The sequence below is a fragment of the Bifidobacterium sp. ESL0822 genome (assembly GCF_052606675.1).
Genome location: NZ_CP199596.1, coordinates 138,453 through 153,234, shown reverse-complemented (window position 1 = coordinate 153,234; position 14,782 = coordinate 138,453). Strand labels below are relative to the sequence as shown.

The 14,782-nt window shown below is 56.2% G+C and carries 15 protein-coding genes, 1 tRNA gene, 1 pseudogene and 1 riboswitch; of the genes and pseudogenes, 9 read left to right on the top strand and 8 right to left on the bottom strand.

The window, feature by feature from the left end:
* Positions 1 to 15: 15 nt before the first annotated feature.
* The 6 genes from efp to ACUIAF_RS00630 form a co-directional block, all read right to left on the bottom strand.
* Positions 16 to 579, bottom strand: coding sequence for an elongation factor P (gene efp, locus ACUIAF_RS00655; RefSeq protein ID WP_015022137.1), 564 nt, complete (start codon positions 577 to 579; stop codon positions 16 to 18).
* A 236-nt stretch (positions 580 to 815) separates the two neighbouring features.
* Complete coding sequence (gene tuf / locus ACUIAF_RS00650; protein WP_015022138.1) at positions 816 to 2,015, bottom strand: elongation factor Tu; 1,200 nt, start codon at positions 2,013 to 2,015, stop codon at positions 816 to 818.
* 195 nt (positions 2,016 to 2,210) lie between these two features.
* Entirely contained in the window at positions 2,211 to 4,337 is a 2,127-nt protein-coding gene (gene fusA, locus ACUIAF_RS00645; protein ID WP_015022139.1) for an elongation factor G, read from the bottom strand.
* Between the two features lie 26 nt (positions 4,338 to 4,363).
* Positions 4,364 to 4,834: a 30S ribosomal protein S7 gene (rpsG, locus tag ACUIAF_RS00640; RefSeq protein WP_015022140.1), complete on the bottom strand. Its 471-nt coding sequence runs from the start codon at positions 4,832 to 4,834 to the stop codon at positions 4,364 to 4,366.
* 3 nt (positions 4,835 to 4,837) lie between these two features.
* Positions 4,838 to 5,209, bottom strand: a complete 372-nt coding sequence (gene rpsL, locus ACUIAF_RS00635; RefSeq protein ID WP_015022141.1) for a 30S ribosomal protein S12 — start codon at positions 5,207 to 5,209, stop codon at positions 4,838 to 4,840.
* A 565-nt stretch (positions 5,210 to 5,774) separates the two neighbouring features.
* Positions 5,775 to 6,143 (bottom strand): DUF488 domain-containing protein, encoded by a 369-nt coding sequence (locus ACUIAF_RS00630; RefSeq protein WP_445338714.1) that lies wholly within the window; start codon positions 6,141 to 6,143, stop codon positions 5,775 to 5,777.
* Between the two features lie 112 nt (positions 6,144 to 6,255).
* Between ACUIAF_RS00630 and ACUIAF_RS00625 the strand changes: the two genes are divergently transcribed.
* The 7 genes and pseudogenes from ACUIAF_RS00625 to ACUIAF_RS00595 all read left to right on the top strand — a co-directional run bounded on the left by ACUIAF_RS00625 (position 6,256) and on the right by ACUIAF_RS00595 (position 11,671).
* Positions 6,256 to 7,254 (top strand): YwiC-like family protein, encoded by a 999-nt coding sequence (locus ACUIAF_RS00625; RefSeq protein WP_445338713.1) that lies wholly within the window; start codon positions 6,256 to 6,258, stop codon positions 7,252 to 7,254.
* Positions 7,251 to 7,820: a DNA-deoxyinosine glycosylase gene (locus ACUIAF_RS00620; protein ID WP_445338712.1), complete on the top strand. Its 570-nt coding sequence runs from the start codon at positions 7,251 to 7,253 to the stop codon at positions 7,818 to 7,820. Before ACUIAF_RS00625 ends, ACUIAF_RS00620 begins: the two co-directional genes overlap by 4 nt.
* Positions 7,810 to 8,268 (top strand): ASCH domain-containing protein, encoded by a 459-nt coding sequence (locus ACUIAF_RS00615; protein ID WP_445338711.1) that lies wholly within the window; start codon positions 7,810 to 7,812, stop codon positions 8,266 to 8,268. The genes ACUIAF_RS00620 and ACUIAF_RS00615 overlap by 11 nt, the downstream gene beginning before the upstream one ends.
* Positions 8,269 to 8,388: 120 nt before the next feature.
* A tRNA-His gene (locus ACUIAF_RS00610) sits at positions 8,389 to 8,464 on the top strand.
* Between the two features lie 1,106 nt (positions 8,465 to 9,570).
* Positions 9,571 to 10,083: a hypothetical protein gene (locus ACUIAF_RS00605; protein WP_445338710.1), complete on the top strand. Its 513-nt coding sequence runs from the start codon at positions 9,571 to 9,573 to the stop codon at positions 10,081 to 10,083.
* Between the two features lie 695 nt (positions 10,084 to 10,778).
* Positions 10,779 to 11,104, top strand: a pseudogene (locus tag ACUIAF_RS00600) (carboxymuconolactone decarboxylase family protein).
* A 147-nt stretch (positions 11,105 to 11,251) separates the two neighbouring features.
* Positions 11,252 to 11,671: an NAD(P)H-dependent oxidoreductase gene (locus tag ACUIAF_RS00595; protein ID WP_445338709.1), complete on the top strand. Its 420-nt coding sequence runs from the start codon at positions 11,252 to 11,254 to the stop codon at positions 11,669 to 11,671.
* A 94-nt stretch (positions 11,672 to 11,765) separates the two neighbouring features.
* Here ACUIAF_RS00595 and ACUIAF_RS00590 read toward each other — a convergent pair whose 3' ends face one another.
* A complete protein-coding gene (locus ACUIAF_RS00590) occupies positions 11,766 to 12,263 on the bottom strand; it encodes an aldo/keto reductase (protein WP_445338708.1) in 498 nt (165 codons plus the stop codon).
* A 146-nt stretch (positions 12,264 to 12,409) separates the two neighbouring features.
* Positions 12,410 to 12,470: riboswitch (guanidine-III (ykkC-III) riboswitch) on the top strand.
* Positions 12,471 to 12,681: 211 nt separating this feature from the next.
* On the opposite strand from ACUIAF_RS00590, the gene ACUIAF_RS00585 reads away from it, so the two are divergent.
* Positions 12,682 to 13,149: an ACT domain-containing protein gene (locus ACUIAF_RS00585; RefSeq protein WP_445338707.1), complete on the top strand. Its 468-nt coding sequence runs from the start codon at positions 12,682 to 12,684 to the stop codon at positions 13,147 to 13,149.
* A gap of 351 nt (positions 13,150 to 13,500) precedes the next feature.
* Positions 13,501 to 14,403, top strand: coding sequence for a hypothetical protein (locus tag ACUIAF_RS00580; RefSeq protein WP_445338706.1), 903 nt, complete (start codon positions 13,501 to 13,503; stop codon positions 14,401 to 14,403).
* A 157-nt stretch (positions 14,404 to 14,560) separates the two neighbouring features.
* On the opposite strand, the gene ACUIAF_RS00575 is transcribed toward ACUIAF_RS00580, so the two are convergent.
* Positions 14,561 to 14,719, bottom strand: coding sequence for a hypothetical protein (locus tag ACUIAF_RS00575; protein WP_445338705.1), 159 nt, complete (start codon positions 14,717 to 14,719; stop codon positions 14,561 to 14,563).
* Positions 14,720 to 14,782 lie beyond the last annotated feature (63 nt).

Sequence of the window (14,782 nt, the reverse complement as noted above, 5' to 3'; positions counted from 1 at the left end):
TGGTTTCCGCCTTGCTCAGTTCTCGCGGCCCAGGTAGGAGCCGTCGCGGGTATCCACCTTGACCTTCTCGCCCTCGCCTACGAAGAGGGGCACCTGGATCTCGGCCCCGGTCTCCACAGTTGCGGGCTTGGTGCCGGCGTTGGAGCGGTTGCCCTGGACGCCTGGCTCGGTTGCAGTCACGGTCAGCACCACGGACGCAGGCAACTCCACAGACAGAGGGTTGCCATCATGGAAGCTGATAATGCAGTCGGTGCCCTCAAGCAGGAAGCGCTCCTGATCACCGACCAAGGCCTCGGGGATGTTGACCTGCTCGTAGGTGTTCATGTCCATGAAGACGAAGGAATCGCCGTCCCGGTAGGAGTACTGCATGGTCCGGTTGTCCACGGTCTCGAAGTCCATCTTCATGCCCGCATTGAAGGTGCGGTCCACAATCTTGCCCGAAAGGACGTCCTTGATGGTCGTACGAACAAAGGCAGGCCCTTTGCCCGGCTTGACGTGCTGGAACTTGATGACAGTCCAAAGCTTGCCATCCAGATTGATGACCGATCCGTTCTTGATGTCGTTGGAAGTCTGTGCCACCTTGATACCACCTCATTCTGATGAACGTTCCTTCGGAGGGCTCTAAGCCATCTGCCGAAAGCACCGGGCCACACAGGATCCGGCCCGCTCGCGATAAATCCTCGCCTATTATGCCACGGCGCATGAACACCGTGGATGGTCCGGCTGCGAAGCCCGCCGGATATGGGCGGGGCCCGGAATCACAGATAGGATTCCGGGCCCCGTCATTGGATCGTGTCGACAAGCGACAGGCAATCCTACTCGATGATCTTGGTGACTCGACCTGAGCCGACCGTGTGGCCGCCTTCACGAACAGCGAAGGTCAGGCCCTCCTCCATGGCGACGGGCTGGATCAGCTCGACGGAGAAGGTGGCGTGATCGCCGGGCTGAACCATCTCCACGCCCTCGGGCAGGGTGATGACGCCGGTGACGTCGGTGGTCCGGAAGTAGAACTGCGGACGGTAGTTGGAGAAGAACGGCGAGTGGCGTCCGCCCTCGTCCTTGGTCAGCACGTAGACCTCACCCTCGAACTTGTGGTGAGGGGTCACGGTGCCGGGAGCAGCCACGACCTGGCCGCGCTCGACATCCTCACGGCCGATGCCGCGCAGCAGCAGACCGGTGTTGTCGCCAGCCTCGGCCTCGTCCATCTGCTTGTGGAAGGTCTCGATGGAGGTGACGGTGGTGGACTGGGTGTCCCGCAGACCGACGATCTCCACGTTGGTGTTCACAGGCAGCTTGCCGCGCTCGACACGGCCGGTCACCACGGTGCCACGGCCGGAGATGGTGAAGACATCCTCGATGGGCATCAGGAAGGGCTTGTCCAGGTCGTGGACAGGGGTGGGGATGTAGTCGTCGACGGCATCCATGAGGTCCTTGATGGTCTGGACCCACTTGTCGTGGTCGGGGGCATCGTCATGCAGGGCGCCGTAGGCGGAGGTGCGGATGACGGGGCAGTCACGGTCGAAGCCGTTCTCATCCAGCAGATCGCGGACTTCCTCCTCGACCAGCTCGATCAGCTCTTCGTCGTCGACCATGTCGCACTTGTTCAGAGCGACCAGGATCTTCGGCACGCCGACCTGGCGGGCCAGCAGCACGTGCTCGCGAGTCTGGGCCATGGGGCCGTCAGTGGCGGCGACCACCAGGATGGCGCCATCCATCTGAGCGGCGCCGGTGATCATGTTCTTGACGAAGTCGGCGTGTCCGGGGCAGTCCACGTGGGCGTAATGGCGCTTTGCAGTCTGGTACTCGATGTGCGCGATGTTGATGGTGATGCCGCGCTCCTTCTCCTCGGGAGCGGCATCGATCTGAGCGAAATCGTACTCGGGGTTGACGTCCGGGTACTCCTCATGCAGCACCTTGGAGATGGCCGCGGTCAGGGTGGTCTTGCCGTGATCGACGTGGCCGATGGTGCCAATGTTAACGTGCGGCTTGGTCCGCTCGTACTTTTCCTTTGCCATTGTGTTTTGTCCTCCTGGACGTCTCGTAGGTTGCCTGCGCGAACCACGCACAGAGCACTCGCTACATATTACTGGGTTATCAGGTTCTTTGCCACTTTTGCCCTCCGCCCAGTCAGCGCTACAAGAGTGTAACGCCGACTTGTGACAGAAGAGCCTTTTTGCGGCGGCCCGCCGTGGCTGCGGACCGGACCGGCATTACTCGCCCCGCTGGGCCTTGATGATCTCGTCGCTGACGGCCTTGGGGACCTCAGCATAGGAGTCCATCTGCATGGTGAACATGGCGCGTCCCTGGGTCTTGGACCTGAGGTCGCCGATGTAGCCGAACATCTCCGACAGGGGCACCTTGGCGTCGATGACCTTGACGCCGGTGGCGTCGGTCATGGACTGGATGGAGCCGCGACGGGAGTTGATGTCGCCCATGACGTCGCCCATGTACTCCTCGGGGGTACGGACCTCGACAGCCATGATGGGCTCGAGGATGACGGGCTTTGCCTTGGGAGCAGCCTCCTTGAAGCACATGGAGCCGGCAATCTTGAAGGCCATTTCCGAAGAGTCGACCTCGTGGATCTGGCCATCGGTCAGGGTCGCCTTGACGCCCACGACCGGGAAGCCTGCCAGCACACCGGATTCCATGGCCTCCTGTACGCCCGCATCGACCGAGGGGATGAACTCCTTGGTGATATGGCCGCCGGTGACCTTGTTCTCGAAGACGTAGGTCTCGCCCTCGGTGGTATCCAGGGGCTCGAAGTTCATGAGCACCTTGGCGAACTGGCCGGAGCCGCCGGTCTGCTTCTTGTGGGTATATTCCTGGTTCATGACGGCCTTGCGGATGGTCTCGCGGTAAGCCACCTGGGGCTTGCCCACGTTGCACTCCACATGGAACTCACGGCGCATGCGGTCCACCAGGATGTCCAGCTGGAGCTCGCCCATGCCGGAGATCAGGGTCTGGCCGGACTCCTCGTCCGTCTTGACCTGGAAGGTGGGATCCTCCTCGGAGAGTTTCTGCAGGGCGATGCCCATCTTCTCCTGGTCGGCCTTGGTCTTGGGCTCCACGGCCACCTCGATCACGGGATCGGGGAAGGTCATGGATTCCAGCACCACCGGTTCCTTTTCGTCGCACAGGGTGTCACCGGTGGTGACGCTCTTGAGCCCGACAAAGGCGTAGATGTTGCCGGCGATGGCCTCGTCGACCGGATTCTCCTTGTTGGAATGCATCTGGAAGAGCTTGCCGACGCGCTCCTTCTTGCCCTTGGTCGAGTCCAGGACGGTATCGCCCTGGGCCACCTTGCCGGAGTAGACGCGCACATAGATCAGCTTGCCATAGAAGGGGTGGGTGGCAACCTTGAAAGCCAGGGCCGAGAAAGGCTCGTCCACGGTGGGCTTACGGTCGATCTCAACGGACTCGTCGCCGATCTTGTAACCCTTGATGGCCGGCACGTCCTCGGGGCTGGGCAGGTAGTCCACGACCGCATCCAGCATGGGCTGCACGCCCTTGTCCTTGAACGCGGACCCGCAGAAGACCGGGAAGGCCGTCTGCTCGATGGTCATCTTGCGCACAGCCTTGCGGATCTCCTGCTGGGAGATCTCCTCGCCGCCCAGGTACTTCTCCAGCAGATCCTCGTCCGACTCGGCCACGGCCTCAAGCAGCTCGGTGTGGTACTGCTCGGCCTTGTCCTTGAGGTCGTCAGGGATGTCGATGGTGTCGTACTTGGCGCCCAGGTCGGCCTCGTCCTTCCAGTAGTAGGCGACCATGCGCACCAGGTCGACCACGCCATGGAAGTCGCTTTCAGCGCCGATGGGCAGCTGCATGACCAGCGGCTTGACGCCCAGCTTGTCCTTGATGGTGTCCACCGAGTAGTAGAAGTCGGCGCCCAGCTTGTCCATCTTGTTGATGAAGCAGATGCGGGGTACGCCATACTTGTCGGCCTGACGCCAGACGGTCTCGGACTGGGGCTCCACGCCCTCCTTGCCGTCGAACACCGCCACAGCGCCATCGAGCACGCGCAGGGAGCGCTCCACCTCGGCGGTGAAATCCACGTGGCCGGGGGTGTCGATGATGTTGATCTGGTAGCGGTCCTCAGGATCATGGGACTGGCGGTTCCAGAAGGCCGTGATGGCGGCGGAGGTAATCGTAATGCCACGTTCCTTCTCCTGGTCCATCCAGTCCATGGTGGAGGCGCCGTCGTGGGTCTCGCCGATCTTGTAGTTGACGCCGGTGTAGTAGAGGATACGCTCGGTCGTCGTTGTCTTGCCGGCATCGATGTGGGCCATGATGCCGATGTTGCGAACCTTGGTCAGGTCCGTGAGCACGTCTTGTGCCATAATTCCTTGTTCTCGCTCTCTTGGGATTACCAGCGATAGTGGGCGAACGCCTTGTTGGCCTCGGCCATCTTGTGGGTGTCCTCGCGGCGCTTGACCGCGGCACCCAGGCCGTTGGAGGCGTCAAGGATCTCGTTGGCCAGCCGCTCCGACATGGTCTTCTCACGACGGGCGCGGCTGTAATCGGTCAGCCACCGCAACGAGAGCGTATTGGCGCGGTTCGGCTTGACCTCGACGGGGACCTGATAGGTGGCGCCGCCGACACGACGGCTGCGGACCTCCAGGCTGGGACGAATGTTGTCCAGGGCTCGCTTGAGCACGGCCACGGGCTCCTGGTCGGTCTTCTCCTTGACCTGCTCCAGGGCGGTGTAGACGATGTTCTCGGCGATGGACTTCTTGCCGTCCAGCAGGATCTTGTTGATCAGCTGGGCCACCACGGTGGAACCGTAGATGGGATCGGGCAGGAGCTGGTGCTTTTTAGCTGGTCCTTTGCGTGACATGTGTTACTTGGCCTTCTTTGCTCCGTACAGGGAACGGCCCTGCTTGCGATCCTTGACTCCCTGGGTATCCAGCGCACCGCGCACGATGTGGTAGCGCACGCCGGGCAGATCCTTGACACGTCCGCCGCGCACCAGCACGATGGAGTGCTCCTGCAGGTTGTGGCCCTCGCCGGGGATGTAGGCGGAAACCTCAATGCCGGAGCTCAGACGGACACGGGCAACCTTACGCAGAGCCGAATTCGGCTTCTTGGGTGTGGTGGTGTAGACACGGGTGCACACGCCGCGACGCAGCGGGCTGCCCTTGAGTGCCAAAGTCTTCGACTTGCGAGGCTTGGCCTTGCGCCCTTTGCGGACGAGCTGTTCAATTGTTGGCAACTGACTCTCTCCGATTCCTTCGATGAACTTGTCTTCGTTTGCACTGCGAGACCGCCGCACCGCAGCCGCAGTCGCTCCCAGGAGGAGAGATCAGCCACTGTCCACCGGCCCGATGGCCCCTGACCCTCCTGCCGGGCATTGCTGCCTGCACTCTTCGAATCCGGGGATATCCCGACAAGCCCACCTGTGACATAAGGCGTGCTGTCGGCACACACGCTGAAAAGTATATCACTGGGGCAGACATGGCCATGTCTTGCACTTGGAAGTATGCTCTAGGCTTTGCTCACTGTGGTGTCGCACCGGAACCGTTAAGAGAAAGGCCCTTGCAACAGACCTGTAACTGACTTTTGCGTGTACCTATATTCATTAACCCCAATAAACGAACGGGAGCCCGCCTATAACAGCTTCCTAATCTATAGGTATCGGAAAATACATAGCATCTCTGCATCAGTAGATAGAGATGCCAGAGACATGAATGCACGCGTATGGTGACGTAAGGCGTCGGCATCCGTTGACATAAACGTCAACGTCCTAGATGCTCTGGAATTTGTAAATGGCCAGGCGTTTACTTGTCTTCCTTCTCAAGAGCCTGGCGGATGTAGTCACGCAGGATCAGGGCATGGTTGACGGCGGGATCCTTGGCCGCATAGACAAGTGTCGTCCGATCGTGTTCGCGCACGATGCTCAGCAGATCCTCCAAGGCGGGGTTATCGTCCAGCTCAGTGCGGTAGCGGCGGGCGAAGTCCTCGAATCGGTCAGGATCATGGTGCCACCAGCGCCGCAGATCCGGACGGGGTGCAACATCCTTGAGCCAGCCGGACAGGGCTGCCCGCTCCTTGCTGACGCCACGTGGCCAAAGCCTGTCGACCAGGATACGAACCCCGTCCTCGTCGGCGGCCTGCTCGTATACGCGCTTGATATCCACCTGACCCATCATCTGCCTCCTGAAACCAGGAACCCGTGTGATTCATGACTCCTTGGACCATGATATTGACCGAATCGGCATTACGGAAGAGGCAGTGACAGCCATACCGGGGCGTAGGCTGATGAGTATGCTTACAGACGCAGACAAGGGCAAGGCCGCCGGGTCGAACGGCAGCAGACCAAACCCTCAAGCCCGCAAATCGGCAGAATCGACCGGATCAGGATCCAAGGGACGACAGTGGCGGCGGCTATGGATACCCGACCAGATTGGCGGTTGGGCCATGGCCTTGATGCCGGGCCTGGCCGGTCTGCTGGTCGGAGGCCCAACCTGGAGGAGCCTGCTGCTCATGGTCGCCTGGGCCTTCTGCTACTGCTTTGAATTCACCGGTTCACGATGGATGGTCTCGCACCGAGCCGCCAGATTCGCGCCACCCGCTTTGGGATACGCTCTGCTCACGGCCGTGACCGGGCTGATCCTATTGGTCGGCACCCCTGGGCTCCTGCGATGGGCGCCGCTCTACCTGATCCTAGGCGTGTTGAATTTTGCCGCCGCCTGGATGCGCAGGGAACGCTCCTGGTGGAACGATACCGTGGCCGTGATTGCGGCCTGCACGCTCTGTTTGATCGCCGTCTCCCTAGGGTCACGATTCCAGAAGCCGGGACCAGGACTGGAAAGTGCCAACACCGGCTATTTCGGATGTCAGCCGAATCCTGCTGTGGACTGCTTCGCCAGTGGATTTCTGCCAAGCGCCGCCCTGCCGTCGGTTGGAGTGGTCAGTGCAGCTGTCTTCGCTGTAACCCAGTTCGGTTCGGTCATCTTCGTCAAGACCATGATTCGCGAGCGCGGCAAGACCTGGTGCTACCTGCTTTCGCTGGCTTGGAACCTGGCCCTCTGCCTGATTGGGGTCGCCATAGTGCACACCGCGGGATGGTGGACTCTGTTGACGGCCCTGGTTCTCTTGGTGCGCGCGGCCCTACTACCTGCCATCTCCCGTCGTCGGCGTATTCCTGTGCTGTATGTGGGCTTGGTCGAATGCGCAACCAGCCTTCTCGTCTTCATTCTGGTGATTGCACAGGCTGACGTGATGACCGCGTCTCTGACAGGCCTGCTTGGCGCATGACTGCGGGTTCAGTCACTCACGTCATCCACGAGTTCGGCCCTGTCTGGGACCACCGTTCCCGTGTGCTGATCTTGGGATCCATTCCCAGCCCGAGTTCGCGCGATGCTGGCTTCTACTACATGTTTCCGCGCAACCGCTTCTGGCCCGTGCTGGCTGCACTTTTCGACCAACCTGTTCCAGAGCCTGATCCGGCTGTCCGCGCACGGTTCGCTCTCAATCACCGCATAGCACTATGGGATGTCGTCCAGGAATGCGACATCCACGGTGCCTCTGATGCTTCAATTACCAATGTCGTACCTACCGACATCGCCGGCTTGCTGGACCGTGCGCCTATCGACACCATATTCACTACAGGACGCAAGGCCGGTCAGCTTTATCGTCGCTACTGCCTGCCGGATCTGGAGAAGAAGGGGTATCGACCTACGATGATCAATCTGCCATCCACCAGCCCTGCCAACGCCGCCATGAGTCTGGCTGATTTGATCAAGGCCTACCAGCCCGTAAGCAAAGTGCTCTACGGTAAGGAGCCTGGTAGGCAAGACAATCACAACGATTATGGCGAATAGACAAATACCAACGGTCAAAGCCCGGGATATTGCGAATCTTCCCAAGGATGAATTCGCCTTCCCCGGTCCAGAACGTGATCGCTTGGTGGAAGCAATTCTGGACGGGCGCAAAGCTGCTACGACCAGCCTTATGGCAGAGTTCATCCACGATCATGAACCGCTCCCCTCCTCCGGCCGACGAACGGTTCTGGTGAACTCTGATGACCAGCCACTTGCAGTCCTAAGATATGCCTCGGTAAGCGTGACCCGACTTGGCCTGGTCACGCTGCAGCATGTTCTGAACGAAGGAGAAGGCTATAGAAGCCTTACTGAGTGGCGTGAGGCTCATGAGTCCTTCTGGACCTCAGAAAACATGCGACAAGCGCTGGATGATCCGAACTTCATCGTCGAAGATCGGACCCTGGTGGTGCTGGAGGCTTTTTATGTAGAGGCCATGGTCGTGAACTGAAGGCCCAATGACAAGCACGGTCTTTACCGCACTGGTGACACTTCACCGGCGTGCCATGTCATACCATCGTGTATAGTTTCATCTGTTGCATTGATCCGCTATGCGGGTCGATTCACTATGGTGGCTATAGCTCAGTCGGTAGAGCACCTGATTGTGGTTCAGGAGGTCGCGCGTTCGAGCCGCGTTAGCCACCCCACCTCCCACCTCTACTGCTCCAACAGTTTAGTTGTTCTTCATTTTTTTAATTCGAACACAAAAAACTAAAATGTGTCATCCCATACTTGTCCGAAACAAAATCACCAGACTTTTCGCGCAAAGCCACGATGCTTATGCTGTTTATTTTCATACTCGCATTCGCTGCCACCCATGCGGATAACTACCGTATTAGCCTTGGCCTTGAGCTTTTACATTTCCAACTGCCGGCTCTGGCTCAGTGCGTGGCCGGAATCTTGCAGCTGGTCGAAGATCCTGTCTTTGCGCCGGTCGAGAGACTCTTACTCCTAAGGGTGGCGCACAGGATTCGCCGTGGTCTTCGGTGCCTAGGTATCTCATGGACATATCCGCAGGGCCATTGTCATGAAACAGGTATGCGGGTTTGGCAGACTACGACAGTCATTAACCTGTCATCCGCCCACGGCCGATTGACGAGCGAATCCGACTAATTCACATAGCAGGATGCTGATTGCGCCATCCATTATGTGGACGACAGGCAAGCTCCAATTTTCTTATTCCTACCTTGCATCACCGGGGGCTGTTCATAGCCTTCCGCACAATATGATGAGTTTTCTGAGAAGCAGGGATTTCTTCACAAGTCCGATAGTTGTGTACCGAGTCATGGAACTCAGCTAGGGAGACGCTTCCACAGCTGAAGACAAGCATCGGCACAAAGTCGAAATCATCTGCAGCCCCTTGTTCGGCTGCTACTTGTTGTTCAGGAGATCACGCGTTCAAGTCGCGTTAGCCACCCCAGTTTTTGTGACTAGACTTCCAGATTTTCTATAGATCAGTCCAAGTTAATTGCCTAGCTTTTGAAGGGACAAGCCCCTTGCTAACAAATCCCATCATCCACAGAAGTACACTGCACCACTACCACATAAAGGATTCTATAAATCACCCTATCATTTTATTATGAGATATTTGACAAATCTTTGGAGCATCTCTATATTTAGGTATTAAAGATCTTGGAAAAGGTCTGGTTATAAGCCTGGATAGGTTTAGGTAGCTTGTTTTTCTATTGAGGCACCAAGTCCAGTCCAGCTTTATTCGAGCAAGGCTGTCTGTCTGAATAAATTCGAACAGTTCATGAGTCTGGATGGCGTTTCATCACAAGGCAAGGGTTATCAACGCGAGCTCAGCAATCGAAGTGTTTATAGCGCTTTTCAGATCGCTGTGCAACTTCCGCGTCTATATGACTATATTTATGCAGCATTCCCTAAGTTGTATAACAAAAACGGCGGAAGCTATGGGAAAATCAACGCTGTCAAATCGCTGAATCGACGCCACAACAGCCATATGGCCCCATACGGACATGAACAAGTGGAGTATCTGAGTCCGGATGGCTTCATCACGCCTTTGGTATACGGATTGCGCGCTTTGATGACGATTGAACAGCCTCAAAAGCCAAACGATTCCCCTCACGTTGTCTGGAGTCAGGATCCTGTACCTTGGCTCGATCAGCATTTGACAAGTATCATCAAGCGGTACGTAACTATTTTCACACCTTGGGGATATGACCCTCAAAAAATTGGAAAATCAATCGGAAGTTATCAGAATGCGCTCGATGATTACAAATTAGCTCTTGCAGGAATAGAGTAGCAAGCACTAGTTTCGTTAAAGCCACCCATCGCAAGCCCCTTGGAGACAACGGAACACTGCGATGGTGGCCTCATTTCTGCAAAGTTGAAACCTGGCGATGCTTATAGCAGAAACTCATATTCCCTGATTCAGATAAACCACTGACATACTCATCATTGCTCACTCTGAACTCTTGCCTCATCGATGAATGCCGGTAATCCATAGTCCAGAAGATCGATGACCTTTCATAAAACTCCTGTACTACCACACGCCAACGAGGCATGGCGGGGAGAAATATCCAGACTCCGCCTATCACCGGACCAGACCAACCACAACACAAACTGCACTAGCAACTGAAATCAGGCAACACTGTTCACAGTGCTCTGGCAGATTGAAACTGACAATACAACACTGCCATTATGCAATTGTTAGAAAAGTGAATTTTAGACGATGATGGCGGAGTGATGCATCTAAATATATCCGTTGTCACAACAGATAAGACCCATACCAGAGCCAAGAAGAAACCAATCGGGTGAAAGCTCGACGATAGACCCATGCAAAAAACGAATACCAACATATAAGTAATCGGTATTATACATATCACTTCGAGAGCCCTAGACTGTTGCCGTTCACATCCAAGATGGAAGTGAATCTGCGCATGCCGACTGGCGCCAGGGGTCTTGGGAGATCATACAGTCAGCAAGGAAGGCAACAGCATGGCCACAAAGCAAACAGCAGGAAGAGAGCAGTTGGGCGAATTCGCTCCTCAGTTCGCAGCTCTGAATGACGATGTTCTATTCGGCGAAGTCTGGGATGATGAACAAGCACTGTCCGCGCACGACAGAAGCATGATCACCATAGCCGAATTGATTGCCATAGGTAGCACAGAACAGCTCGACGCTCACCTGAACATCGGGAAAAGAACGGTATCACCAAGGACGAGATAGCAGCGGAAATCACCCATCTGGCCTTCTACGCAGGCTGGCCGAAGGCCTGGTCGGCTTTCAACCGCGCCAAGCAAATCTGGCAAAATGACGGCTGAAGGTGATTAAGGCACGAAGCAAAACGCCAAGACGGCAGTCCTCGTCTTCCACCCCCATATGGAAGCCTCACGGATCAACGCCCGCCTGATGCGGGAAGCCAAGGGCATGATGATGAGGGTATCCTGGTCCGGGACGAATATGCTGCCTTGCGCTCAGGCCAAATCGACATTCCTGGCGAGCAAGCATTCGTCAAAGGCTGTGACCGTCTGGTATGGCAGTTTCCCATGTATTGGTACAGCTGCCCTCCGCTGCTCAAGGAGTGGGAAGACCTGGTGCTCACCTACGGATGGGCCTATGGTACCCATGGCGACGCCATGAAAGGCAAGGAACTCATGCTCGCCGTCTCGGTCGGCTCTGCCGGAGAGAACTATCACCATGAGGGCGAATTCAGCTATACGGTGGACGAGCTCCTGGCTCCGTTCAAAGCTACCAGCAATCTCATCGGAACCGTTTATCGGAAGCCCTTTATTCTCACAGGAGTCAGCTCAGGCATGAGCGATCAGAACCTCGAAAAGGCAGCCAAGGATTATTTGAGCCGTCTGCAAGACGACTGGCCAGCACAATAAGCCTCAGCGACGATCCCTAACATCAAGACGAGGGCTTCCACACTGGAATCTTCAAGTGCGGGCGCCCTCGTCTTATCGACTCAGCGGACCTCAGTCACTGTGTATAGGATATCCCATGCAGACGTGTAGCCTCTTCGGGCGTATCCACATTAAGAATGAGTGGCCCTCCCGTATCCATAACACTGATGTCATGCATATCGTCATCATCAAGACTGAAATCTGCAATATTGTGGTTCTCGTGAAACCGTTCCTCATGCACGGATTTCGGGATGGCGCATATCCTCTGCCGGGTCAGCCAACGCAATACCATCTGGGCCGGGGTCTTGCTATGGGGCTGACCAATACGTCTAAGGACAGGATTATCGAAAATACCCCGACGACCATCAGTCAGAAGTGCCCAGGCCGTGGGTACGCCCCCCCCCTGCTCGGCCATGACCTTTCGAAGTGGGATCTGCTGGGTGAAAGGATGCAGCTCTATCTGATGGACTATGGGAGCGCTTCTGCTGCAAAGAATCAAATCGATCAGCCGGTCAGGTAGGAAATTGCAGACTCCAATGCCACGAACTCGGCCTTGCTCGTACAGATCTTCCATGCGCTGTCGTCTCCTTGGTGATGCCCTCCTGCAATCTAACAAAGTGTGGGAAAACAGTACAATGCCTGCAGTATATGGCTGCCCATTCATCTTCTGCATATGCGGCGCATCAGACCTTCGGCCCCCTGACAGTGGTGCTCCGGTGTCTTCCGGAAGCATCCCTTCCCCGAACGAGAGGCGCCGTACCCGGATTGACGACGACGCTCATTGGGTAACTTGTGGAAGGATGTGGTTGGTTTGTTCATGCCGATTCAACTTATTGGATTTTTACTGCTGCTCATGGCCTTTGCTTCGCGGCAACTGCTAGGCCTGCCCGGCAGCAGTAAAGTCAACCTTGTTTTGAACCTTGCCGGCGCAAGCTTGCTGGCAGTCGATGCCCTGTCTAACCGGCAGCGGTCCTTTCTGCCCTCGAATGCGGATGGGTTTGGTTGCGCTATACGCCTTCACCCGTTCCTACTCAAAAAGCAAGTTACTTACGACCAAGAATTGCAGCTCAGCGACAAGGCAAGGGCAAGGCATCTGCATCCAGCTTATAGAAGCGAAGCTGACTGTCTGCAAAGTTGCTAAGTACACAGAGATTGATCTGAACTCACCTTATGTTTTTACGGGGCGAACCGACCAAGAGACTTCATCGGTCTGCCCAGCCGACATTGTTCCCAGCCAGACCCTGGAATGCAGCGACGGCTGGCGGGCCTTCCGCATCCAAGGTATTCTCGATTTTTCGCTCATTGGCATCATGGCGCCGATTGCAACAATTCTGGCAGACAAGGGCATAGGTATTTTCGCCGTCTCCACTACAACACAGACTATGTCCTTACCAAGGCCGATGACTTCCCTGCCGCCCTGGATGCCCTCGACAAGTCAGGATATACAATCTTCTGATTGACACACAGCAGCATAGCGGCACAAAATACTCCTTCTGCAGAAAGAACGTGCTGAGGAATAAAAAGACGTGAGAGTGAAAAAGCAGCATAGCCAAGAGTCGAAGTTTAGAATATGACCGCTGATACTGCACGTCCATAAACAAACGTCTTTCGTCTTTGAATACACTGCAACGAATCCAGCACTTCACCCGCAAAAGTCGATATCAAAATGATGCTGACTTAGTGCTGGTCAATGCCACTTTTACGAGAAAAGGACACATACACTGGCCTCAACGGAGGTTGCTTCCTGAAAATGGGCAGGCCGCCAGATGACCTGCCACAAGTAAAGGGGAAGAACAAGCCTGGAGGGTCAGATGAGCAACAATCGAAACGAGCATGCGAATAAGAACCAAGGCAGGCATGAGGAATCGCGGATGCCCGATAACCAGCAAAAGAGGTACGAGGGCAACTCCTCGCGGAGCAACGGCACCCGGGAAAGTTCCCAACAATCAACAATGAATGACAAGAACCGCATGTCAAAACCAGTGGAGAATACGAACGTCAGAAAGGAAAGCCCGACAGAAAATGCCCCCAAGCCTGCATCAGGACAAACAGGCGAGAAGGAAGGCAGGGATTCATCCAGCAAGAACGCCGAACATGGCAAACCTGAAACGGAAAATAAGCAGGAACAGGCTCTAACCGCCAGCCCTGTGCAAGCCGGCCATCCAGACAAAGGGCATAGCCCCTCCCCTGACGACAAGCCGAATCAACCCAGTAAGCCTGTCGACAAGCCATCTCAGCCGACGAGCGTTGCCAGCTTACCTAAACCGCACAAGGCGAAGAACCATGATTCCTTCTATCTTGGCCTGGCCTCGGCAGTCCTGGTCGCGGCTCTGGGCCTCAGCCTAAGCACCATGCCGATCTTCTTCTCCCTGCCTCTTGCCGCTGTCCTCTTCGGAATCGGCATCTGGCTCCTCTCCTACGCCAGCTTCAAGTCTCCCGGCAAACCAGAGGGAGAAGGAACAGATGCGGACAGACACACCAGGACGGTAGTTGTGGCGACGGTCCTTCTGGTTCTGCAGACCTTCATTATGGATGTCTTTATCTTCACCCGCATGGGAACAGTCGGCAAACATCAGAACGCCATCGTCATAGCCTGGATCATCGCCAGCATGATCGAGACCCTAGCAGCCTTCGCCCTTATCTACCATCACAATCCACTGCAGTCCAAGCCAAAGGACCCTGCGGCGAACGATCAACACGAAGGAAAGGAATAAGGCACTGCGGCGAGCATGGATCTGAAATGGCACCGAAGGCCAGAAAGGCCAAATGGCCGGCCGTGGATGTGAAATTGCCACAACGTTCTGTTCGACATGGTCTTCAGCCTCAGGGTGCGCTCGTCCTTCTTGAAGATGCGTGGCACCCTTTGCTTGATCATTTCCCCTCCTGCTGCAGATTGACACGGACCGCAATGCCATGAACCATGCCAACCGGCTCACAAAAATCCGGCATGAAAACCGCAAAACCACTCTTCAGACAATCCGTGAGCTGCATGGTCACAACTAGGCGAGTATGGCTTTTTACTTTTTCCACTTTTCATCCTCTTTAGCCAGGTACCTTGCAAGGTGCCTTGAACTTGGTTTCTCCCCGGCTGAT